This window comes from Paraburkholderia heleia NBRC 101817, assembly GCF_000739775.1.
In the GTDB taxonomy this organism is placed as follows: Bacteria; Pseudomonadota; Gammaproteobacteria; order Burkholderiales; family Burkholderiaceae; genus Paraburkholderia; species Paraburkholderia heleia.
Genome location: NZ_BBJH01000063.1, coordinates 1 through 21,500 on the forward strand (window position 1 = coordinate 1; position 21,500 = coordinate 21,500).

20 protein-coding genes and 2 pseudogenes are annotated in these 21,500 nt (G+C 63.0%); 16 read left to right on the forward strand and 6 right to left on the reverse strand.

Going from position 1 to position 21,500, the window contains the following annotated elements; all coding sequences use genetic code 11:
• Window positions 1-398: 398 nt before the first annotated feature.
• The 6 genes and pseudogenes from BHE01S_RS34260 to BHE01S_RS34285 all read left to right on the forward strand — a co-directional run.
• Window positions 399-689, forward strand: a pseudogene (locus BHE01S_RS34260) (transporter substrate-binding domain-containing protein); the annotation flags it as partial.
• A gap of 64 nt (window positions 690-753) precedes the next feature.
• On the forward strand, window positions 754-1,443 hold the full coding sequence (locus tag BHE01S_RS34265) for an ABC transporter permease (protein ID WP_042272573.1): 690 nt from the start codon (window positions 754-756) through the stop codon (window positions 1,441-1,443).
• Window positions 1,440-2,151 (forward strand): annotated as a pseudogene (locus tag BHE01S_RS34270) (ABC transporter permease). The gene BHE01S_RS34265 and the pseudogene BHE01S_RS34270 overlap by 4 nt, the downstream one beginning before the upstream one ends.
• 34 nt (window positions 2,152-2,185) lie before the next feature.
• On the forward strand, window positions 2,186-2,851 hold the full coding sequence (locus tag BHE01S_RS34275) for an ABC transporter ATP-binding protein (protein ID WP_042272575.1): 666 nt from the start codon (window positions 2,186-2,188) through the stop codon (window positions 2,849-2,851).
• Between the two features lie 357 nt (window positions 2,852-3,208).
• A complete protein-coding gene (locus tag BHE01S_RS34280; protein WP_042272577.1) occupies window positions 3,209-3,742 on the forward strand; it encodes a helix-turn-helix transcriptional regulator in 534 nt (177 codons plus the stop codon).
• A gap of 27 nt (window positions 3,743-3,769) precedes the next feature.
• Window positions 3,770-4,183 carry a VOC family protein gene (locus BHE01S_RS34285; protein WP_042272580.1) on the forward strand — a complete coding sequence of 138 codons (414 nt, stop codon included), beginning with the start codon at window positions 3,770-3,772 and terminating at the stop codon, window positions 4,181-4,183.
• A 162-nt stretch (window positions 4,184-4,345) separates the two neighbouring features.
• Here the strand turns inward: BHE01S_RS34285 and BHE01S_RS34290 are convergent, their stop codons facing one another.
• Window positions 4,346-4,801 carry a MarR family winged helix-turn-helix transcriptional regulator gene (locus BHE01S_RS34290; RefSeq protein WP_042272583.1) on the reverse strand — a complete coding sequence of 152 codons (456 nt, stop codon included), beginning with the start codon at window positions 4,799-4,801 and terminating at the stop codon, window positions 4,346-4,348.
• A gap of 247 nt (window positions 4,802-5,048) precedes the next feature.
• Here BHE01S_RS34290 and BHE01S_RS34295 point away from each other — a divergent pair, with 247 nt between their 5' ends.
• Entirely contained in the window at window positions 5,049-5,543 is a 495-nt protein-coding gene (locus BHE01S_RS34295; protein WP_042272666.1) for an SET domain-containing protein, read from the forward strand.
• A gap of 177 nt (window positions 5,544-5,720) precedes the next feature.
• Here BHE01S_RS34295 and BHE01S_RS34300 read toward each other — a convergent pair whose 3' ends face one another.
• From BHE01S_RS34300 to BHE01S_RS34320, 5 genes are all read right to left on the reverse strand, one after another.
• A complete protein-coding gene (locus BHE01S_RS34300) occupies window positions 5,721-7,349 on the reverse strand; it encodes a methyl-accepting chemotaxis protein (protein ID WP_042272586.1) in 1,629 nt (542 codons plus the stop codon).
• 44 nt (window positions 7,350-7,393) lie between these two features.
• The gene (gene leuD / locus BHE01S_RS34305) at window positions 7,394-8,026 is read right to left on the reverse strand and encodes a 3-isopropylmalate dehydratase small subunit (RefSeq protein WP_042272589.1); all 633 of its coding nucleotides are present in this window, start codon (window positions 8,024-8,026) and stop codon (window positions 7,394-7,396) included.
• Window positions 8,026-9,453, reverse strand: coding sequence for a 3-isopropylmalate dehydratase large subunit (gene leuC / locus BHE01S_RS34310; RefSeq protein ID WP_042272591.1), 1,428 nt, complete (start codon window positions 9,451-9,453; stop codon window positions 8,026-8,028). Before leuC ends, leuD begins: the two co-directional genes overlap by 1 nt.
• Before the next feature lie 117 nt (window positions 9,454-9,570).
• A complete protein-coding gene (locus BHE01S_RS34315; RefSeq protein WP_042272593.1) occupies window positions 9,571-10,968 on the reverse strand; it encodes an MFS transporter in 1,398 nt (465 codons plus the stop codon).
• Between the two features lie 225 nt (window positions 10,969-11,193).
• Window positions 11,194-12,282 (reverse strand): porin, encoded by a 1,089-nt coding sequence (locus BHE01S_RS34320; protein ID WP_042272596.1) that lies wholly within the window; start codon window positions 12,280-12,282, stop codon window positions 11,194-11,196.
• A gap of 296 nt (window positions 12,283-12,578) precedes the next feature.
• On the opposite strand from BHE01S_RS34320, the gene BHE01S_RS34325 reads away from it, so the two are divergent.
• From BHE01S_RS34325 to BHE01S_RS34365, 9 genes are all read left to right on the forward strand, one after another.
• Window positions 12,579-13,157 carry a UbiX family flavin prenyltransferase gene (locus tag BHE01S_RS34325; RefSeq protein ID WP_042272599.1) on the forward strand — a complete coding sequence of 193 codons (579 nt, stop codon included), beginning with the start codon at window positions 12,579-12,581 and terminating at the stop codon, window positions 13,155-13,157.
• 175 nt (window positions 13,158-13,332) lie between these two features.
• Entirely contained in the window at window positions 13,333-14,520 is a 1,188-nt protein-coding gene (locus BHE01S_RS34330) for an FAD-dependent monooxygenase (RefSeq protein ID WP_042272603.1), read from the forward strand.
• 42 nt (window positions 14,521-14,562) lie between these two features.
• Window positions 14,563-15,096, forward strand: coding sequence for a VOC family protein (locus tag BHE01S_RS34335; RefSeq protein ID WP_042272606.1), 534 nt, complete (start codon window positions 14,563-14,565; stop codon window positions 15,094-15,096).
• Window positions 15,093-16,442, forward strand: coding sequence for a fumarylacetoacetase (gene fahA, locus BHE01S_RS34340; RefSeq protein WP_042272609.1), 1,350 nt, complete (start codon window positions 15,093-15,095; stop codon window positions 16,440-16,442). The genes BHE01S_RS34335 and fahA overlap by 4 nt, the downstream gene beginning before the upstream one ends.
• Window positions 16,439-17,206: an alpha/beta fold hydrolase gene (locus BHE01S_RS34345; RefSeq protein WP_042272612.1), complete on the forward strand. Its 768-nt coding sequence runs from the start codon at window positions 16,439-16,441 to the stop codon at window positions 17,204-17,206. The genes fahA and BHE01S_RS34345 overlap by 4 nt, the downstream gene beginning before the upstream one ends.
• A gap of 49 nt (window positions 17,207-17,255) precedes the next feature.
• Entirely contained in the window at window positions 17,256-18,074 is an 819-nt protein-coding gene (locus BHE01S_RS34350; RefSeq protein ID WP_042272669.1) for an FAD binding domain-containing protein, read from the forward strand.
• Window positions 18,075-18,106: 32 nt separating this feature from the next.
• A complete protein-coding gene (locus BHE01S_RS34355; protein WP_042272615.1) occupies window positions 18,107-18,580 on the forward strand; it encodes a CoxG family protein in 474 nt (157 codons plus the stop codon).
• A gap of 42 nt (window positions 18,581-18,622) precedes the next feature.
• Entirely contained in the window at window positions 18,623-19,132 is a 510-nt protein-coding gene (locus BHE01S_RS34360) for a (2Fe-2S)-binding protein (protein ID WP_042272617.1), read from the forward strand.
• Complete coding sequence (locus tag BHE01S_RS34365; RefSeq protein ID WP_042272620.1) at window positions 19,129-21,465, forward strand: xanthine dehydrogenase family protein molybdopterin-binding subunit; 2,337 nt, start codon at window positions 19,129-19,131, stop codon at window positions 21,463-21,465. Before BHE01S_RS34360 ends, BHE01S_RS34365 begins: the two co-directional genes overlap by 4 nt.
• The last annotated feature ends 35 nt before the right edge of the window (window positions 21,466-21,500 follow it).

Consider the following 21,500-nt stretch of genomic DNA (forward strand, 5'->3'; position numbering starts at 1 on the left):
TTCGAGCTTCACGCCGCCGTTTTTGTCGGCACGCGCGATCTGGCGCAGTTGGGACAGGGTCAGATGGCCGGGAGTGAGTTTGATGTTCATTGCGGTGTGTGAAAGTTGTCTGGACAGGATGGGATCAGACTACCGAAGTGAGCTTGTCTATACAAGCTCAATCTGCTCCACGTATACCCGAATTTCGGCTTTTTGACACGTGAACTACGCCATTTTTCGATTGTGGCGCAGTGAAATCCCAGGTGATAACACCGATTGCCGGTCTTTCCGACACACCGATAGTTGTATAGACAACTTGCCGGGCCGAACCCGGTACACGACCGCGCACGCGCCAACCATTCCAATCGGAGACTTCATGAAGAAACCTGCCTTGTGCGTCGCCCTCGCCCTTGCCGCAGGTGGCCTATCAGAACCAGGACCAGGTCTATCTGGATCTGCAGTCGGGACGCCTCGACGCCGCGCTGCAAGACGAAGTGCAGGCCAATCTCGGCTTTCTGAAGACGCCGCGTGGCGCAGGCTTTGCGTTCGCCGGCGCGGAAATCCCCACGGGCGCCGCCGCCATCGGCCTGCGCAAGGAAGATGCCGACCTCAAGGCGAAGATCGACAAGACGATCGCCGACATGATCAAGGACGGCACGTACAAGAAGATCGAGTCGAACTATTTCGACTTCGACGTATACGGCGGTTAAGCGCCGCCACCTTCATCTGCAACCACGAGGGGCGCGCTGCTCCCCTGCATGAGGACATCCTTCCATGGTCTTTCAAGGCTTCGGCCCGCTGCTCCTTGCGGGCACGTGGGAAACCATCAAGCTCGCGGTGCTTTCGCTCGGCGCCGCGTTTCTGCTCGGGCTTGCGGGCGCCGCCGCGAAGCTCTCGCCCAACCGCGTGCTTGCGCGCATCGGCACGGCATACACCACGCTCATTCGTGCGGTGCCCGACCTCGTGCTCATGCTGCTGCTGTTCTACAGCATCCAGATCTGGCTCAACGACGTGACCGACAAGATGGGCATGGACCAGATCGACATCGACCCGTTCGTGGCCGGCGTCGTCACACTCGGTTTCATTTACGGCGCGTACTTCACGGAGACCTTCCGCGGCGCGTTTCTCGCCGTGCCGCGCGGGCAGATCGAAGCGGGCTTCGCCTACGGCATGAGTTCCACGCGCGTGTTCACGCGCATCCTGTTCCCGCAGATGATGCGCTTCGCGCTGCCGGGCATCGGCAATAACTGGCAGGTGCTCGTGAAGGCTACGGCGCTCGTCTCGATCATCGGCCTCGCCGACGTGGTGAAGGCCGCTCAGGATGCGGGCAAGGCCACCCAGGCGCTCTTCTTCTTCACGCTGGTGACCGGCGCGATTTATCTCGCCATTACGACGGTTTCCAACCTGGCATTGCACCGCCTCGAAAAGCGCTATTCGACCGGTGTGCGGAGGGCAGCGCTGTGATCGAACTGCTTCGTCAATACTGGCCCAACTATCTGTATAGCGACGGCTTCAATACGAGCGGCCTCGCCATCACGCTCTGGCTGCTGGTCGTGTCGATCATGGCGGGGTTCCTCTTTGCCGTGCCGCTCGCCATTGCGCGCGCGTCGCGCAACCCGTGGCTTTCGTGGCCGGTTTGGGTCTATACGTACGTGTTCCGCGGCACGCCGCTCTATGTGCAGTTGCTGCTCTTTTACACCGGTCTCTACAGACTGCACTTCGTACAGTCCAATCCGGTTCTTGGCGACTTCTTTCGCAGTGCCATGAATTGCACACTGCTGGCATTTGCATTGAACGAATGCGCTTACCACCGAAATTTTTGCGGGCGCGATCCGCGAGACCTCGTATGGCGAAATCGAAGCGGCGCAGGCGTATGGCATGTCGAAGACCAAAGCTTACACGCGCATCATCCTGCCATCCGCATTGCGGCGCGCGCTGCCCTCGTACAGCAACGAAGTGATCCTCATGCTGCACGCCACGACGCTGGCCTTCACCGCAACCGTGCCCGATATCCTGAAAGTCGCATGCGACGCGAATTCCGCCACCTATATGACGTTCCAGGCGTACGGCATCGCAGCGGCGCTCTATGCGTCCATCGTCTTCGCCCTGATCTGGAGTTTCCGCCGCCTCGAAACATGTGTGCTGGCTTATCTGAAGCCGCAAGGCCACTAAGAATTTCACGCAGTCTTGATGGAGTGAACCGAGTATGTACAAGCTGATTGTCGACGACCTGCACAAGAAGTTCGACGAGAACGAGGTTTTGAAGGGTGTATCGCTCAAGGCAAAGGCTGGCGACGTGATCAGCCTGATCGGATCGAGCGGTTCGGGGAAGAGCACGTTCCTGCGCTGCATTAACTTTCTCGAATCGCCCTGCTCGGGACGCATCATGCTCAATGGCGAGGAGATCCGCACGAGCGCCGACCGCGGCGGCGCGCTGCGCGTGAGCGATCCGAAGCAGCTGCAGAAAATGCGCACGTGCCTTTCGATGGTCTTTCAGCACTTCAATCTCTGGGCGCACATGACCGTGCTCGAGAACATCGTCGAGGCGCCGGTCAGCGTGCCTGGACTGAACCGCGGCGAGGCCGAGGCCCGCGCGCTGGCGATGGAGCCCGAAGTCATGCTGTTCGACGAGCCCACCTCCGCTCTCGACCCCGAACTCGTGGGCGAAGTGCTCAAGGTCATGCAAAAGCTCGCAGAGGAAGGCCGCACGATGATCGTCGTCACGCACGAAATGGGCTTCGCGCGCAACGTTTCGAATCACGTGGTGTTTCTGCACAAGGGCAAGATCGAAGAACAGGGCGACCCCAGGGAAGTGCTCAATGCGCCGCGCAGCGAGCGGCTCCAGCAGTTCCTCGCCGGACGGTTGAAGTGAGGTCGTGGGGCAGTCGTTCACGGCCCGCCGGCGCAGCTCTGGGGCATGTGCAACGATGCGGGGGCGTCGAGATGCGGCCTCCGTTACACGTCTTGTGTGCGCCAGGCCACATTGGCGCAATCGCCCGGAGCTATAGTGAAAACGTACGCGCGAACGATGCGCAACGCCCGCCTCCACGCCTGAAGTGCGCATGAAAGGCGCCGACGTGTACCTCAAGCGCGACAACGGCGAGATCATCCAGTTCGTCGAATCGCAGTGAGCGACGCCCGGCAGGCCCAGTCAATCGAAAGCCAATCGTCGGCCATCGATCGCCGTTGGGCCTAAACTACCGGCATGCCGCCCACTCGAGACGAATGCATGCCAGCCAGCGCAGCCCTCCACGCCGATGCGTCCGCGCGCAACATTGCGCATTCCAGGCGGCCCGAGGCCGAGCCCCTCCTGGACCCGCCCCTGCTGCGCCGTCTGTTACGCGCGAAAGACCGCATGGATGCCGCCTCTCACGAGGCCTGGCCCGTCAAGCGCCTGGCCGAGGTCAGCGGCGTTTCCGAAGCGCATTTCGCGCGCTCCTTCAAGCGCGCCTTCGGCCTCCCGCCGCATCGCTACCTGCTCACGCGACGCATCGAGCAGGCCACCGCCTTGCTGCGCGACACCGATCTCGACGTCACGGATATCGCCTTCGCCACCGGCTGGGAGAGTCTTGGTACCTTTGGCCGCACGTTTCGCGACGTGACCGGCTCGAACCCCAGCGCCATGCGCGTTCAGGCGCGGGCCGACCTGCCCGGGATCGACCGCGTGCCCGCTTGCGTGCTGAAAGCCGCCCAGCGCCCCGACCTCACCACAGCAGTTTTGGAGAAGCGGCGGCGTGCGGGCAACGCTAAAGTGCGACCCTGAAGTGCGGTCACTAACCAGGGAGGGGTCATGAATCAGGGTATCAACGTGATGGGCCTGTACGTCGACGACCAGGACGAAGCGCTCAAGTTCTACGTCGACAAACTCGGATTCCGTGTGCATACCGACGTACGCAATGGTGCGTACCGCTGGCTCACGGTCCAGCACCCGCAGCAGCCGTCGTTTCAGCTCGGACTCTTCCTGCCGGGGCCGCCCGTTCACGACGAGGCCACTGCGCAAACGCTGCGCGCCATGGTCGCCAAAGGCGCCATGCCGCCCCTCGTGCTCGCCGTGGCGGACTGCCGTGCGAGCTATGAGCGCCTGAAGGGTCTGGGCGTGGAGTTCACCCAGCAGCCGGTCGACCGCTACGGCAGTGTCGACGCGGGTTTCCGCGATCCTGCCGGCAACGGCTGGAAGATGATCCAGGCGCCGAAGCAGTCATAGCGGCTATGCTGGCGCGGCTTCGAAGGCAATGCCGCCGGCCGCGTCTTCGATCACCAGAACGCCTGGTCCGCCGCGAAGCGGCACTGCGCTTCATGGTGGCAGTTTGATGACGATTCGATGACTGATCGCGTGCCGGAAATGCATGCACGCACCGGGAGGCGGTCAGGGCGTGGCGTCCCAGCCGTGGGACGCGAGGATCTTGTCGAGCAGAAAACGCAGCGCAACGCGCTCGGCCTCGTTCAGCCCGTGGTAAAGGTCGCTGTCGCGCTTGTCCAGGGTCGGGCCGATCTTTCTGAAAATCTTGCGGCCTTCGGCCGTGAGCGAAATGATGACGCTGCGTCCGTCCTTGTCGTTGCCCGTGCGCGCGAGGATCTCCTTCGAGAGCATGGCTTCGACTGTGCGGCTCGCCTGACTTTTGTCGAGGTTGGCGCGCCGCGAGATGTCCATCACGGTCTGCGGACCGAACGTGCCTATCGCGGCGATGATGCTCGCCTCCGGATACGGCACACCCAGCTTGTCGCGCGACATCTCGCTGCTCATGCGGTCGGCGATCTTGGTCAATGCCTTCAGCCGATAGGTCAGCGAGGCGTCTGCGCCCGGCTCATTCGTGCTTGCCATATGCCCACTCGAGAATTGGATCCGGAAACCCGCGAAAGAAACCCGGGTATGTTGCCCTGATCCTGCCCGTGAGGTCAACTGTGGGGCACACACATGCCAGAAGCGGCGAGCCGGGCGCCGCGCGCTTCAATACGGTGCACGCAGCGTGCCAAGGCGCAATACACGGCGTCGATGGCCATATCCATTTTCATCACTCGCTTTCATCGTGGCCGCTTATACTGCACGCGTTCAACGCGCGAAGATGGCCATGAGCAAACGAATGACTGTCCGGCAGTCGCCGGTGCACGGAAGAGGCGTCTATGCGTTGCGTCCCCTGCGGGCCGGCGAGCGCATCTTCGAATACAAAGGCAAGATCATGAGCTGGCGCAGCGCGGCCAGGCGTTATCGTCTGCGCGAAGACGGCGCGCATACCTTTCTCTTCGGCCTTTCCGATGGCCGCGTGATCGACGGCGGCCAGGGCGGCAACTGGGCGCGCTGGCTCAATCACGCATGCCAGGCGAATTGCGAAACCATCGAAATCGACGGCCACGTGTTCATCGACGCGTGCCGCGACATCCTGCCGGGCGAAGAGCTATTCATCGACTACGCGCTCGAATTGCCCGACGACGCCTGCGAAGACAGCATGCGCGAATACACCTGCCGCTGCGGCGCGCCGGGGTGCCGCGGAACGATGCTCGCCGGCGCCGCTGTTCGCGCGGACGCCGGTGTCAGCAGCATCGTCAGCGTTGTCAGCCTGCTTTAAGCTGCATCTGCGGCGAAACAATCGCTTCATACAGCATCGCGAGCGATCGCTGGGTCACAACAACGTCGCAACGATGTATAACGCCGGTGGCTTCGCGGCGACGGGCAATCAGGTGATGGCCGCGGTCGGCATACCGACCCGCTTCCAGGGGGCGTTGAGTTGAGTTGAGTCGTGACGCTACCGCGCCTGCGCGACGCGAAAACTCGCCACTTGCCGCTCCAGTTCGCGCGACTGCTGTTCGAGCGCCTGCGCGGCTGCACTCGCCTCTTCGACGAGCGCCGCATTCTGCTGCGTGATTGTATCCATGAGGTTGATTGCGACATCGACCTGCTCGATGCCCGCACGCTGCGCCTCGGCACAAGACACGATGTCGCCCATCATGTCCGCGAAACGCCTCGCCGCATGAGAGATACGTCCCATCGACTGCCCGGCCTCGACGACCATCATCGTGCCGTCCGACGCGGCGCGCACTGCATCGTCGACCAGATCGGCGATTTCCTTCGCCGCCGCCGTCACATGGTGCGCCAGCGAACGCACCTCCGTGGCAACCACGGCGAAACCGCGCCCGTGCATGCCTGCGCGCGCCGCTTCGACCGCCGCGTTCAGCGCAAGGATGTTGGTTTGAAAAGCAATGCCTTCGATGATGCCCGTAATGTCCGCGATTTTGTGCGCGCTCGATTCGATGTGCTCCATCGAGCCGCTCACCCGCGCAATCGCCCTGCTGCCATCGCCCGCCGCCTTCGCCGCTTCATCGGCAATCACATGGGCCGCCTGGGCTCGCGCCGCGTTCCGGCGGACCGTCTCCGTCAGTTCCGTCATGCTCGCGGCGGTTTCCTCGAGCGAGGCCGCCTGCTCCTCCGTGCGCGACGACAGGTCGAGTGTGCCTGCCGCGATCTCACGGGTCGCGGTACCAATCGACTGGCTGCTGGATCGCACGGCGGTAACGGTCTGCGCGAGCCGTACCTGCATGTCGCACAACCCGTCGAGCAAGAGACCCATTTCGTCGGCGCGATGGCTTGCAAACGTACGCTGCAAGTCGCCTGCCGCGATCGCCTCGAAGTGTGTCAGTGCCTCGTTGAGCGGCATCATGATCGCCCGGCGCAATGCTACCCAGCTGAAGACCGCAGCGGCGATGCCGAATAGGGTCATTGCCACCGACACCGCGAAAAACAGGTGAAAATAGCGTTCGGCGGCGTCGTAGCTACGTTTCGCGTTCGCATAGAGGGTACGCTTCAACGCGTCGTTCGCTTCGCTCATCGCGTTGAAGAGTGGGCTCAGCTGCACCGTGCCGATACGTTGTGCGCCTTCGCGGTCGCCGGCTTTCAGGGCATCGATGAAGGCATTCATCGCCTCACGCATCGGCACGCGCCGCTGGCTCGCCGCGTCGATCAACGGCGCTTCGCCGGGCTCATGGGGTTCGTTGACGAATGCACGCCATTCTTCGTCCGATTGCATGAAGAATTCATTCGCATGCGCGATCTGCTCCCGCGCGCGCGGCCCATCGGGCTGTGCCATCGCACCGCCGAGGACGAGACGTGTGCGCCCGATCAACAGCTCCGCGTTGCCGATGTGCACAGCGGCCGTCAGCTTGTTTTGGTAGGTGTCCTGATTCGCGCGATTCGCACGCCAGGCGCCGGCGAGGCCAAGCGCCCCAATGCCGGTCATGAGCGCCGCAAGCAGCACGATCGTGACTGCGAGCCGCGCCTGAAGCGACATCGCCTTCGCGCGGACCGTACGCAGACCGGCATACGGCTTAAAGCTCTCGCCTACGGAATCGGGAAAGTCAGCAGCGAAATGAGGCGTCATGGCGCAACTCGTAATCGTGGTCGGGAATCAGGTAATCGCGTCGCTTACAGCCACGGCGAGCGTTCGAGATGTCCGGATTCGAACGCGCGAATCGCGTCAGCCAGTTCAAGCGTCGCCCCGGTCTCATCGAGCCCTGCAAGCAGCAGCGCCTTGAGCGCAGGCGCAATCTCGAAGGTCCAGTGTTCGCCATCGGGCGCGGTTACGGTTTGCGCGCCCAGGTCGATGCGCAGCCGATAACCGGGTGTCGCGTCCACCGCGTTCATCAACCGGCTGATCGACGCCGCGTCGAGCCGCACCGGCAAGATGCCGTTCTTGCAGCAGTTGTTGAAAAAAATGTCTGCGAAACTCTCGGCCACGAGCACGCGAAAACCGTACTGATGCAGCGCCCAAGGTGCGTGTTCGCGCGAACTGCCGCAGCCGAAATTGCGGCGCGCAAGTAGCACCGAGGCGCCCGCATAACGCGGCATGTTCAGCACGAACGAGTCTTTCGGTACCCGTTCATCGACGGGCTTGCCGTAGTAGCCGGGATCCTCGTAGCGCCATTCGTCGAACAGGTACGGCCCGAAACCCGTGCGCGCAATCGATTTCATGAACTGCTTGGGGATGATCGCGTCAGTGTCCACATTGTCGCGATCGAGCGGCACGACAAGGCCCGCGTGACAGACGAAGGGCTCCATCATTGACCTCCCGTTACCGTCACGATCTTTCTGACGTCGACAAAGCGACCCGCAAGCGCGGCAGCGGCCGCCATCGCCGGGCTCACAAGATGTGAGCGCCCGCCCGCGCCCTGGCGCCCTTCAAAATTGCGATTCGACGTGGAGGCGACACGCTCGCCGGGCTCGAGCCGGTCGGCGTTCATCGCAAGGCACATCGAACAACCCGGCTCGCGCCATTCGAAGCCGGCGTCGATGAACACCTCATGAAGTCCCAGCGCTTGCGCGTCGCGTTTGACCTGTTGCGAACCCGGCACAGCGAGCGCGAGTCGCACGTTCGGTGCAACACGACCGCCCGCCCTGCGGAGAACGTCGGCGGCCGCGCGGAGGTCTTCGAGACGCCCGTTCGTACACGAGCCAATGAACACCTTATCGACAGCAATCGCCTCAATCGGCGTGAGTGCCTGGAGGTCCATATACTCGAGTGCACGCTTGTACGACGCCCGCCGTCCCGCATCCTCCACGTCCATCGGATCGGGCACACGTCCGTGAATCGCCGTGACCATCTCGGGCGATGTGCCCCAGGTCACTTGCGGCGCGAGCACCGAGACGTCGAGGCTGTGCTCGGCGTCAAAGCGCGCGTCGTGGTCTGAGCGCAGGTCGCCCCAGGCGCGCGCCGCGCGTTCCCAGGCCCCATCACGCGGCGCTTGCTCGCGTGTGCGGCAATAGTCGAGCGTGGTCTCGTCCACGGCAATCAGACCGGCTCGCGCGCCCGCTTCGATCGACATATTGCATAGCGTCATGCGTCCTTCCATCGACAACGCGCGTACCACGGGACCCGCGAATTCGATCGCGTAGCCCGTTGCGCCGGCGGTTCCAAGCATGCCGATCACGGCAAGCGCAACGTCTTTTGCCGAACAACCCACAGGCAGTACACCGTTCAACGTCACGCGCATCGTGCGGCTGCGCCGCGTGACAAGCGTTTGCGTGGCCAGCACGTGCTCGATTTCCGAAGTCCCGATGCCGAACGCCAGCGCCCCGAGCGCGCCGTGAGTGCTGGTATGGGAGTCGCCGCAGACGATCGTCATGCCGGGAAGCGTCCTGCCGAGTTCGGGCGCGACGACGTGTACGATGCCTTGATGCGCGTCCTCCATGCCATAGTGGACGATGTCGTTGCGCTGACAATTCTCGCGCAGCGCGTCCACCTGAATGCGCGAGATGGAATCGGCGATGCCGAGGTCGCGCGCCGTCGTCGGCACGTTGTGGTCGGCAACCGCAAGATTCGCGCGCGGACGCCATACGGGCCGCCGCTCGTGCCGCAACGACTCAAATGCCTGCGGACTCGTCACCTCGTTCAGCAGGTGACGGTCGATGTAGAGCAACGTCGTACCGTCCGCCTCAGTTCGAACTGCGTGCGCATCGAAGATCTTGTCGTAGAGGGTTTTGCTCATTGGACTGGCAATGATCCATCTTAGGATATCGAATTATTTAACGCCGTGTCGCTTCGATCCGGCATGAGCGCGACGCTTCCCGTCGCGAACACGACGGGAAGCGACAAGGAAGAACGACTACGAGTCGTGAAGCAGCGGACGCCGCACCTGTTCGGCGGTCCCTTCGGTTGCCATGACAGGCGCCGCTTGTTCGCTGAACCGTATGCGATAGAGTAGCGCAAGGACCGTTGAGAACACAGCCGCAATCACAAACAACAGGGAAGCCAGGTAAAAAAGCTCCGTGATCGGCAGATGCATCGAGAGCAGAACGCCGCCGATCACCGGCCCCGAAACCGAACCGATTTTGCCCACCGATATCGCGCTCCCCACGCCCGCCGAACGGAACGAGGTGGGATAGATCATGCCCGCGACCGCATACAGCCCGTATTGGGCACCGACCACGCAAAAGCCGGTGGCGAACACGGCGAGCATCAACCAGCCTTGCGACGAACCGTGGCCCAGCAGCGCCACGACCGGGAAGCCGATGACCGGCAGTGAAATGATGGCGAGCACGCCGTGCTTGTCGACAAAGCGGCACAAAATCAGGCCTCCGATCACGCCGCCCACGGAGAACATCATCGTGATGAGCCCCGCGCCGCGCGGATCGATGCCCATGCCTTCCATCAGGATCGGCAACCAGTTCTGCAGAAAGTAAAGCGCCATCGAGTTGGCGATAAATACGATCCACAGCAGCGGCGTAATGACCGTAAGACCATCGGAGAAGATCAGTTTCAGTACGAAGCGCTGTTTCTCGCGCACCTCGCCTGCCACAAAATGCGCGTCAGCGGGAATGTCCAACTCGGGACGCAGACGCGCCATCAGGCGGCGCAGCATCTGCGGATTGCGCTGACGAATCACGAGCAGCTTCGCCGATTCGGGCAGTGTGAAGATCAATAGCAGCGCGACGATCAGCGACCCGCCGCCGCCCACGGCGAACATCACCGGCCAACCGAAGCGATGAATCAGCGCCGACGAAACCAGGCCGCCCGATCCCGCGCCAATCGAAAAGCCGGAGAACATCAGCGTGACCCACGTCGCGCGAAGGCGTTTGGGCGCATATTCGGCAACGAGAGCAACCGAGTTCGGCACCACGCCGCCCATGCCGATGCCCGCAAGAAATCGCAGCAGCATCAATTCCTGCAGCGACGTGACCCACACCGAGGCATACGTCAGCAGACCGAAGCACACACTGCCGATGACGATCGCCTTCTTGCGGCCGAGACGGTCGCCGAGATAGCCGAAAATGAACGAACCGATCAGCGTGCCGAACAGGCCCGCGCCGAATACGGAGCCAAAGCCGCCGCGCGCGACGTGCCAGTCCTTGATGATGGCCGGCGCCGCGAACGAAACGGCCGTTTGATCGTAGCCGTCCATCAGCATGATCAGGAAACACCAGAACAGCAGGCCGACGGCGAAGCGTCCCGTTTTCTGCTCTTCTACCAGTGTCGCGATGTTGAAAGTCCGGTCTGCTTGCATGTATGTCCCATTTACCTCACGTGGACGAGCGCGCCGTCAGGCGCGCCCGCTCGCGCTGTTGCATTATTCCTCATGGCGGCGCCACGGACGGAGCCACAATATAAGTGGCGGCCCCGTGCGGCTCAATCAAAAAATAGCGATGAAGAGATCGAAATATGTGAATAATCCGCTTTGCGCTCGCTATATTACGTTCTCATTTCATCGCACGATCGCACCTCCGCGTCGTCAGAACATATGATTGATACCGATGCGTGCGATAGTCTGGCTGCCCGTCGACGAGGGCTGATAGCCGAACTGCGCGGCGCGCGCGCCGGGGCCCGAAGCACGCTGCAGGCCGACACCCGCGTACACCTGCGTGCTCTTTGAGAGATAGTCGGTCGCGAACAGGTTGTACTGATTGATCACGAGCCCCTGAAACAGCGAGTGGTCCCATGAAAGACCAAGAATGTAGATGCCGTTGCCGGCCAGGTCGGTGTTCACGCCGACTTGATAGTTGTTCAGCGTCGCAGAGCCCTCGTTGTTCTCGAGCTTCACGCCCGAATAGGTGACGTGCGGCGTAAACCTGCCGATCCTGAGCGAGCCGCCTGCGGCGAGTGTGCTGTAACGGCTCGCGTTGAACATCGTGCCCTGTTTCAATGACTGGCCGAGCAGCGAAGGCAGGCTGAAGGTGCCGAAGATGTCTGCCGTTCGGTTGTGAGACATCGTGTACGCAATACCGAGTCTCACCGGCCCGCGCAGGTACTGGGCGCCGAAACTGTACTGGCGCCCCGAGCTGAAGTTCCCCGCCTGGTTGCCGAACGCATTCATCACGCCAGCCTGAAAACCGTGAAAGTTGATCGTCTCGTACTTCACGGCGTTGTTCAGCGCGTGTGTATTCGCGAGGCCGTCCAGGTTGCCCGGCGTATAGAAGGACGAGATGCCCGGGACCGAGTTGTTCAGTCGGCCGACGTACTGATAGATATAGTCGTTGATGTTGCCCAGGCTCAGTGAACCCCAACGATCGTTCGAGAGGCCCACATACGCGTCGCGATTGAAGAAGCTGGTTGGGTTGATCTGCGCACCCGTATTGGTCAAAAAACCGGACTCGAGCCGCGCAAACGCCGTGTTGCCGCCGCCCAGGTCTTCCTTGATCAACAGCCCCCAACGGTCCGGCTGGCGCTTTCCGGACGATTCCTGAAACAACTGCTTGCCCTGCGTGTTCGAAACGAAATCAACGCCGACGTCGATGCTGCCATACAGGGTCACAGACGACTGTGCCCAGACCGGGCCAGCCAGGATCGCGGCGCAACCGCCGACGAGCAAACAAGTTCTCAACGCATGTCTCCAATGTTTTTATCGTTCGCCGGTCATCCATCCGCGCCGGCGCCGTGCATCGCGCAGTCCCCGGGCCGTTCCCTAACGCGCCCTTCCTTGATGCCGGACAAAGTTTAGCGACTTCAATTCACGTTTTGAATCGCGAATTGTTTATCAACCAATAGAACATTTCGAATACTCGTCCAGGGTATTTACCCATTCGCTCCAAAAAGCTTCACAAGGCAACCGGAATAATTAATCGCCGTGCTACCATCCGCGATACTCAGAGTCAGTTACCGTTTAAACGGAGAGCACGAATGCATTTCAGCGCAGTACCGCCCCGTCGTATGATCGTGGGCATCAGCGGCGCCTCGGGTGTCGTCTATGGTGTTCGACTGCTGCAGTTGCTCAGGCAACTCGACATCGAGTCGCATCTGGTCATGAGCCGCTCCGCGCAGGTGACGCTCGCGCACGAATCGCAATACAGCGTCGCCGACGTGCGTGCGCTTGCCACCGTGACCTATCCGAACACGGACATCGGCGCGGCCATTTCAAGCGGATCGTTCCCCGTTATGGGTATGATCGTCGCGCCCTGCTCGATCCGCACGCTCTCGGAAATCGCCACGGGTGTGACGAGCGGCCTGCTCTCGCGCGCAGCCGACGTCACGCTCAAGGAGCGCCGTCGACTCGTGCTGATGGTGCGTGAAACTCCGCTGCATCTCGGTCACCTGCGCAGCATGACCAGCGTGACGGAAGCCGGCGCGATCGTCTACCCGCCCGTGCCGGCATTCTACGCGAACCCGGAATCGCTCGACGAAATGGTCGATCACACGCTCGGCCGGGTGCTCGATCTCTTTGGCATCGAGACCTCGGTCGTGCATCGCTGGGGCATGTGAGATTTATCCGCGCATTAACAAAATTCACTGATAAGACGTTCGAATTCTTTTGCTTCTTTAGCGGTTGACGTTCATTTAAAGTGGTTCCGTTCTAAAACAGAACCCCATTTAAAAGATTTATCGATGAATTGATAAATCTTCTCGATAAGAGAAGCGTCATTACCGAAGAGGTCGAATGAAGATCGTCATTGCAGGGGCCGGAATCGGCGGCCTGACGGCGGGAGCCGCGTTGTTGCGAAAGGGCTTCGACGTCACCATCCTTGAACAGGCCAAAGCACTGGGGGAGATCGGCGCTGGCGTGCAGTTGAGCCCGAACGCCACGCGAGTGCTCTATCAGATCGGTGTTGGCGCACGCCTCGAAGGCCTCGCATGCGAGCCGCCCGGCAAGCGCGTGCGCCTCTGGAACAGCGGTCAGACCTGGCCGCTCTTCGATCTCGGCGCGGCCTCGCGCGAAGTGTATGGCTTCCCGTATCTGACCGTACATCGCGCTGATCTCCACGAAGCCCTCGTCGATGCGGTGCGCGCGTTTCGCGCCGACGCCATCAAGCTCGATCATAAGGTCGAGTCGATCGTGCAGAAGGACGGCAAGGTCGAAGTACAGACCGTCTCGGGCGCGACGTTCGAGGCGGATCTGCTGATTGGCGCGGACGGCGTGCATTCCCGCGTGCGCCGCGCGCTGTTCGGCGCGGACGAGCCCGTATATTCGGGCGTGATGGCATGGCGTGGCGTGATCGACGCTGCCAAACTGCCTGAGCATCTACGAACGCCTTACGGCACGAATTGGGTCGGACCCGGCGCGCACGTCATCCACTATCCGCTGCGCGGCAACAAGCTGATCAACTTCGTGGGCGCGGTCGAGCGCGACGGATGGCAGGTCGAGTCCTGGTCGGAGCGCGGCACCCTCGAAGAGTGTCTCGCCGACTTCGCGGGCTGGCACGAGGACGTGCGCACCATGATCTCCGCGATCGACGTGCCGTACAAATGGGCGCTCATGATCCGCGAGCCGATGACGCGCTGGAGTTCCGGCAACGCGACGCTGCTCGGCGACGCCTGCCACCCCACACTGCCTTTCCTCGCACAAGGCGCGGGCATGGCGCTCGAAGACGGCTATCTGATCGCGCGCTGCGTCGGGCGTTACCAGGACGACCTGCCGCGCGCGCTCGAACGCTACGAATCGCTACGCCTCGAACGGACCTCGCGCATCGTGCGCGGCTCGGCTGCCAATACGCAACGCTTCCACAATCCCGCGCTCGCGCACGCCGAGGGCGCGGCCGAGTACGTCGATCGCGAGTGGAACGAGGAGCGCGTGAAGGAACGCTACAACTGGCTGTTCGAATACGACGTCGACGCCGTCGAAGTCTAAAGCGCGCACCCCAACAGTTCCCGCGCCTCAAGGAGACATAGTATGTCCGAATCCCTGCCGCCGGTGCTCGGCCTGCACCACTTCGCGTGGCGTTGCCGCAATGCCGAGGAAACCCGCCATTTCTACGAGGACATTCTCGGCCTGCCGCTGGTTCATCTGATCCGGCTCGACCGCGTGCCGAGCACAGGCGAGTACTGTCCGTACGTGCATCTGTTCTTCGAAATGGCCGACGGCTCGAACATCGCCTTCTTCGACCTGGGCGACGACACGGCCGCCGAGCCTTCGCCCAACACCCCGCCGTGGGTCAATCACATCGCCCTGCGCCTTGCCACGCTCGATGAACTCGAAACGATGAAGCAGCGCCTCGTCGATCACGGTATCGATGTACTCGGCGTAACCGACCATCACTTCGTGCGCTCCATCTACTTCTTCGACCCCAACGGCTTCCGACTCGAACTGACGGTTCCCGTCGCGCCGGCGGAAACGCTCGAAACGTACAAGAGGCAGGCACGTCCCGCGCTCGAAGCGTGGACTCAAGAACGCGTGAAAGCCGTACCGGAGGCGCCCGCCGCATGAACCTGCTTAACCCTACGCACGACCCGGCACGCCGCAGCTGGATCGAATCGGCGAACCGGCCCGAGACGGACTTCCCGATCCAGAATCTACCGTTCGGGTCTTTCGAGCGCGATGGTCTCGTACGCACCGGCGTCGCGATTGGCGAACACGCCGTGGATTTACGAGAGCTGCTCGACAGTGGCCTGCTCACACCGGGCAGCGATGCGGCGTTCGCGTGCGAAGCCGCCGATGGTGCGCTCCATCGCCTGATGTCGATGCCGCCGCGCTATGCAAGCGCATTGCGCGCCGCGCTCTCCGACCTGCTCAAGAGCGACGCGCCGCAACGCGCACGCATGCAGCAACATGCCGAGGATCTGCTGCCGCGTATCGACACGCTTGAGCTGCGTCTGCCCTGCGAGGTCGGCGACTATACCGACTTTCTGACCTCGCTGCATCACACGGAGCGCCACGGTCGCTACAAGGGTCTCGCCGATCCGCTGCCGCCCGCGTTCAAATCGTTGCCGATCGCCTATCACGGCCGCGCGTCGTCGCTGCGCGTGAGTGGCGGCGAGGTTCGCCGGCCGCACGGCCAGTATCGCGACGCGAACGGCGCAATCGTGTTCGGCCCGGCGCCCGCGCTCGATTTCGAGCTGGAACTGGCGGCCTGGGTCGGTGAAGGCAACTCGCTCACGCAACCGATTGCCGTCGACGATGCCTATGCACATATCTTTGGCTACTCGCTGCTCAACGACTGGTCCGCGAAAAGTATCCAGTGGTTCGAACAGGTCCTCGGGCCGTTCCTCGGCAAGAGCTTTCATTCGAGCCTGTCGCCGTGGATCGTAACCTCGGAAGCGCTCGCGCCGTTCCGCAAGGCGCCCGTTGCGCGCGCGGAGAATGATCCGCCGCTTATGGCCCATCTGCATGGCGCACGTGATCAACAGGAAGGGGGGCTCCATCTGGCGCTTTACGCGCATCTGTCGACACAACAGCTGCGCGACAGCGGCGCCGAAGCCGCGCGCATCACGCATACGCATCTGGACAATCTGTACTGGACATTCGCACAGATGGTCGCGCATCACACGAGCAACGGCTGCAATCTGCGAACGGGCGATTTGCTCGGCAGCGGCACGATTTCCGGAGCGGATGATGCTGCACGCGCCTGCATCACGGAACTGACGAATGCAGGCCGCGATCCGTTGCGTCTGCCCAACGGTGAAACGCGCACCGCGCTCGAGGACGGCGACGAAATCGTGCTGACCGCACGTGCCACGAAGCCAGGCGCGGTCTCGATCGGCTTCGGCGAATGTCGCGGCCGCATCGCTCCAGCGCTCACGTTCGCAACGCACGAATCGGAGAAGGCAGCATGACGCAATCGCTAAACGGTTATGTGCAGGTTGGTCACGGTCCGCGCAAAGTCCTCGCGATGAACGGCTGGTTCGGCAGCGCGGACGATTGGCAAGCGCTCGTGCCCGCGCTCGACACCGATACGTTCACCTACGTTTTCTTCGACTATCGCGGCTATGGCCGCTCCCGCGACCGGGACGGTGCATTCACGTTTGAAGAAGCGGCAACGGACGTGCTCGCGCTCGCCGATCATCTCGGCTGGGACACCTTCAGCCTCATCGGGCATTCGATGGGTGGCGTAGCGATCCAGCGCGTGCTGCTCGCCGCGCCCGAACGTATCGAGCGCATGGCCGGCGTGTGCGCCGTGCCCGCGTGCGGCTCGCGCATGGACGAGACGCGTCTCGCTGCGTTTCGCGCCACGGTTGACGACGTCGAGCGGCGTGCCGCGATCATCGCCTTTTCGACCGGCAATCGCCTGACGCCGCGTTGGAGCATGCATATCGCGCACGAATCGCAGCGGCTCTCGCGCGCCGACGCGTTCGCAGGTTATCTGCCGAACTGGGCGGCCAACGATTTTTCGGCGCAGATCGAAGGCAACGCCACACCGGTGAAGCTCTTCATCGGCGAACACGATCCGACCATCACCGCAGATCTCATGAGCCGCACCTGGCTCGCCTGGTACCCGCAGTCGACGCTCGAAACGCTCGCGAACGCGGGGCATTACCCGATGTACGAGGTGCCGGTCGCACTCGCGACGGCGCTGGAAAAGTGGCTGAAAGAAGCCTGACGAACGCCATACGTGCCAGGACCCGGCGCGTATGGCGGCAGGAGACGACATGTACGAAACCACCTACCTCCGGGCACTATCGCTCGAAGACGCGCTCGCGTGGCTGCGCGAGCATGAGGACGCCCGCCCGCTCTCGGGCGGCATGACACTCATCCCCACGCTCAAGCAGCGGCTCGCCGCGCCTTCGCATCTGATCGATCTCACGCGCATCGAGGCGATGCGCGGTGTGAGCGTCGAAGGCGGCGTGCTGCGCGTCGGCGCGCTCACCCGGCACGCGGAGGTCGCGGCTTCGCCAGTGGTCGCCGCGGCAATTCCCGCGCTCGCGCAACTCGCGAACGTCATTGCCGATCCGCAGGTGCGCAACCGCGGGACCATGGGCGGCTCGGTCGCGAACAACGACCCCGCGGCCGACTACCCGAGCGCGGTGCTCGCACTCAACGCGCAAATCATCACCTCGCATCGGCGCATCGCCGCCGATGACTATTTCGTCGACACGTTCGAAACGGCGCTCGAACCGGACGAGCTCGTTATCGGCTTCGACTATCCGATCCCGCTGCGCGCGGCCTATGCCAAGTTCCGCCAGCCTGCTTCGGGTTATGCCGTGGTCGGCGTGTTCGTCGCGCAATTCGCCGATGCGATTCGTGTGGCCGTCACGGGCGCGGGCGCCTCGGTCTTCCGCTGGTTCGATGCGGAAACCGCACTCGCTGCCGAACTGTCCGACGCCGCACTCGCCCGTCTGAAGATGGATGCCGGCGTGCTGCCCGACGACAGCAACGGCTCATCCGCCTATCGCGCCCACTTGATCGAAACCTACACGCGCCGCGCAGTGCAGGCGCTGCTGGCGCAACCGCTGCGCCAGCCCGCTTAACCCAGTTTCAACCGTTTTCAGGAGACACACGAATGGAGTTCACCGGATCGCAGACTATCGCCGCCACGCGTGAGCAGGTATGGGAAGGCTTGAATGATCCCGCCGTGCTGCAGGCATGCGTACCGGGTTGCGAGGAATTCATTGGCGAAAGCGACGAAGCGTACAAAGCCGTGGTGGTTGCCAAGGTCGGCCCCGTAAAGGCGCGTTTCAAGGGCACGCTCGTGATATCGGATCGCGACGGCCCGAACGGCTACAAGATCCTGGGTCAGGGCGAAGGCGGCATCGCCGGCTTCGGCAAGATGAACGCGACGGTCACGCTTACCGAGGCCGAAGAAGGCGGCACGCTCCTCACGTATGTTGCGGACGCGCAGGTAGGCGGCAAACTGGCCCAGATCGGTTCGCGCCTTGTCACGTCGGTCGCGAACAAGCTCGCGGCGGAGTTCTTCACGCGCTTCAACGCGACGATGAGCGCCCCGGCGAACGCCGACGCTGTCGCTTCGAAGTAAGCGCGCGTGGATGACGATCGAACCAGCAACAACAGGTGAATCATGGCTGAAGTCCAATTGCGGGTGAACGGCGTCGACGTCCAGCGCGTCGTGCCCGACCACACACTGCTCGTCGAATTCTTGCGCGAAACGCTGCGCCTCACTGGAACTCACGTCGGCTGCGACACAAGCCAGTGCGGCGCATGCACGGTTCACCTCGACGGCGTATCAGTGAAGTCATGCACGGTGCTGGCCGCTCAGGCGAGCGGCGGCGCGGTTACGACAATCGAGGGGCTGCGTGAGAACGCAGACGCACCGCTACACCCGGTGCAGAACGCGTTCGTGCAATGCCACGGCTTGCAGTGCGGATTTTGTACGCCCGGCATGATCATGTCCGTGGGCTTCCATCTTCGCGACACGCCAAAGCTCGACGACGCGAGCATCTGCCACGCGCTCGAAGGCAACATCTGCCGTTGCACGGGCTACGTGAACATCATCGAAGCGGTGCGCCACGCTGCCCATGAGATGTATCCGGCGCTCGCCCAGCCCGCAACGCAGGGGGTCGAGCCATGATCGGCCAACCGCTTCCGCGCCTCGAAGATCGGCGCTTCGTGACCGGCAACGGTCAATATACCGACGACCTGCAAGTCGAAGGCCAGCTCTACGCGGCCTTTTTGCGCTCGCCGCACGCGCACGCCGCGTTGCTCTCGGTCGACGCGACGGCCGCGCGCGAGGCGCCCGGCGTCATAGCGGTGCTCGTGGGACAGGATTATCTCGACGACGGCTATCAAGGCATCGATCACGTGCCCAACCCCATCGATGCCGTTGACGCCACAAAGAAGGCGTTCCTCACGTCGCTCACCGGCGAGATCTTCAATCAGTTGCATATTCCTCTGCCTGTCGACCGCGTGCGCTACGTGGGCGAGCCCATTGCCATGGTGATCGCGGAAACGCCGCTCGCCGCGCGCAATGCGAGCGAGATGATTGAAGTGGACTACGAAGTGATCGACGCCGTAGTCAACGCCGGCGACGCCATGCAGGAAGGCGCGCCGCAACTGTGGGATGGCGCCGCGCGCAACCTTTGCTTCCAGACGCAGATCGGCGACCGCGACACGGCGCGCAGCATCGTCGCCGAGGCCCCGCTCGTGCTCACGCGCGAGTTTCATCACAGCCGCGTCGTGAACTGCCAGATGGAGCCGCGCAGCGCGATCGGAACTTACGACGATGCGACCGGCGTCTATACGCTGATTTCGGGCAGCCAGGGCGCGGTGCGTCAGAAGCTGTGCCTCGCCGCTGCCCTCAAGGTACCGCCCTCGCAAGTGCGTGTGGTGTGTCCCGACACGGGTGGCGGTTTCGGTCCGCGTTCGTTCATCTACGTCGAGCAGCTCGCCGTCGTCTGGGCCGCGCGCCGCCTCGGCCGCGCCGTCAAATGGACGAGCGACCGCAGCGAAGCGTTCCTGTCCGACTATCAGGGCCGCGACCAGATCATCCGTGCTACGTTCGGCTTCTCGAAGGACGGGCGCATTCTGGCCATCGACAACGAATGGATCGGCAACGTAGGCGCCCATACCGTGTCGTACGTGCCGATGTCGAACGGCACGCGCATCATGACGACCGTCTACGACGTGCCCGTCGCCGCCGTTCATATCAGCGCGGTGCTGACGAACACCGTGCCGACCGCGCCGTATCGCGGCGCGGGGCGCCCGGAGGCGCACCACGTGATGGAGCGGATGCTCGACCTCGCGGCGGCCGAACTCGGTCTCGACCGGGCGGAAATTCGCCGCCGCAACATCGTCGCGCACGAGAAGCTGCCGTACCGCAGCCCGATGGGCCTGACGTACGACAGTGGAGCATTCGCTCGCAACATGGCGCGCGCACTCGAACTCGCCGGGTGGGACAGCTTTGAGGAACGCCGCGCCGCCTCGCGCGCGACCGGCAAGCTGCGCGGGATTGGCGTGGCGAACTACATCGAGTCGCCGGTCGGCGCGCCGCGCGAGCGCATCGAGCTAACGGTGCTGCCTGAAGGCCGCGTCGATATCGTGTCCGGCACACAGTCCACCGGCCAGGGCCATGAAACGACGTTTGCGCAGGTCATCGCCCAGCATCTCGGCGTGACGATTGCCTCGATCACACTGCGTACGGGCGACACCGCGTTCGTCAGCGTGGGTGGCGGCAGCCATTCGGACCGGTCGATGCGTCTCGGAGGCATGTTGCTCGTCGATACCGCCGCACAGATCGTCGCCACCGGCAAGCAGGTGGCGGCCTCGCTGTTCGACGTGTCGCCGCAGAGCATCACGTTCGCCCGCGGCGAGTTTGCAGACACGGGCTCGGACCGTCGCATCGGACTGTTCGACGTCGCCGCGCACATTGCGCGCGACGGCCTGCCTGGCGACCCGACGAAGCGCAAGCTGTATGCCCAGGCCGAGGTGAACACACGCGTGCCCGCCCACCCGACTGGCGCCGCGATATGCGAACTCGAAGTCGATCCGGACACCGGCGTCGTCACGCTCGTCAACTACACGTCCGTTGACGACGTCGGTCAGCCGATCAATCCGCTGATCGTCGAAGGCCAGGTGCACGGCGGACTCGCACAGGGCATTGGCCAGGCGCTCTCGGAAACCTGTTATCTCGACCGCGAGACGGGGCAGGTGCTGACCGGCTCTTACATGGACTACGGCATGCCGCGCGCCGGCGTGATTCCCGCACTCAACCTCGAACTCACGGAAGACCCCACCCACGGCAATCCGCTACGCGTGAAGGGCGGCGGCGAGAGCGGCATCACGCCCGCCACGGCGACGATCTTCAACGCACTCGCCGACGCCCTCAAGGAATTCGGCACCGACGAGCTTGCGATGCCGGCAACGCCGAAGGTGGTGTGGGAATACATCCACCGCGACGCGGTTTAACCGATTGCGCCAACGCGCCTGTACGAAGGAGACAA

Coding starts and splice junctions, on each gene's coding strand:
- BHE01S_RS34265 (WP_042272573.1), top strand. CDS start 754: ATGGTCTTTCAAGGCTTCGGCCCGCTGCTCCTTGCGGGCACGTGGGAA.
- BHE01S_RS34275 (WP_042272575.1), top strand. CDS start 2,186: ATGTACAAGCTGATTGTCGACGACCTGCACAAGAAGTTCGACGAGAAC.
- BHE01S_RS34280 (WP_042272577.1), top strand. CDS start 3,209: ATGCCAGCCAGCGCAGCCCTCCACGCCGATGCGTCCGCGCGCAACATT.
- BHE01S_RS34285 (WP_042272580.1), top strand. CDS start 3,770: ATGAATCAGGGTATCAACGTGATGGGCCTGTACGTCGACGACCAGGAC.
- BHE01S_RS34290 (WP_042272583.1), bottom strand. CDS start 4,801: ATGGCAAGCACGAATGAGCCGGGCGCAGACGCCTCGCTGACCTATCGG.
- BHE01S_RS34295 (WP_042272666.1), top strand. CDS start 5,049: ATGAGCAAACGAATGACTGTCCGGCAGTCGCCGGTGCACGGAAGAGGC.
- BHE01S_RS34300 (WP_042272586.1), bottom strand. CDS start 7,349: ATGACGCCTCATTTCGCTGCTGACTTTCCCGATTCCGTAGGCGAGAGC.
- leuD (WP_042272589.1), bottom strand. CDS start 8,026: ATGGAGCCCTTCGTCTGTCACGCGGGCCTTGTCGTGCCGCTCGATCGC.
- leuC (WP_042272591.1), bottom strand. CDS start 9,453: ATGAGCAAAACCCTCTACGACAAGATCTTCGATGCGCACGCAGTTCGA.
- BHE01S_RS34315 (WP_042272593.1), bottom strand. CDS start 10,968: ATGCAAGCAGACCGGACTTTCAACATCGCGACACTGGTAGAAGAGCAG.
- BHE01S_RS34325 (WP_042272599.1), top strand. CDS start 12,579: ATGCATTTCAGCGCAGTACCGCCCCGTCGTATGATCGTGGGCATCAGC.
- BHE01S_RS34330 (WP_042272603.1), top strand. CDS start 13,333: ATGAAGATCGTCATTGCAGGGGCCGGAATCGGCGGCCTGACGGCGGGA.
- BHE01S_RS34335 (WP_042272606.1), top strand. CDS start 14,563: ATGTCCGAATCCCTGCCGCCGGTGCTCGGCCTGCACCACTTCGCGTGG.
- fahA (WP_042272609.1), top strand. CDS start 15,093: ATGAACCTGCTTAACCCTACGCACGACCCGGCACGCCGCAGCTGGATC.
- BHE01S_RS34345 (WP_042272612.1), top strand. CDS start 16,439: ATGACGCAATCGCTAAACGGTTATGTGCAGGTTGGTCACGGTCCGCGC.
- BHE01S_RS34350 (WP_042272669.1), top strand. CDS start 17,256: ATGTACGAAACCACCTACCTCCGGGCACTATCGCTCGAAGACGCGCTC.
- BHE01S_RS34355 (WP_042272615.1), top strand. CDS start 18,107: ATGGAGTTCACCGGATCGCAGACTATCGCCGCCACGCGTGAGCAGGTA.
- BHE01S_RS34360 (WP_042272617.1), top strand. CDS start 18,623: ATGGCTGAAGTCCAATTGCGGGTGAACGGCGTCGACGTCCAGCGCGTC.
- BHE01S_RS34365 (WP_042272620.1), top strand. CDS start 19,129: ATGATCGGCCAACCGCTTCCGCGCCTCGAAGATCGGCGCTTCGTGACC.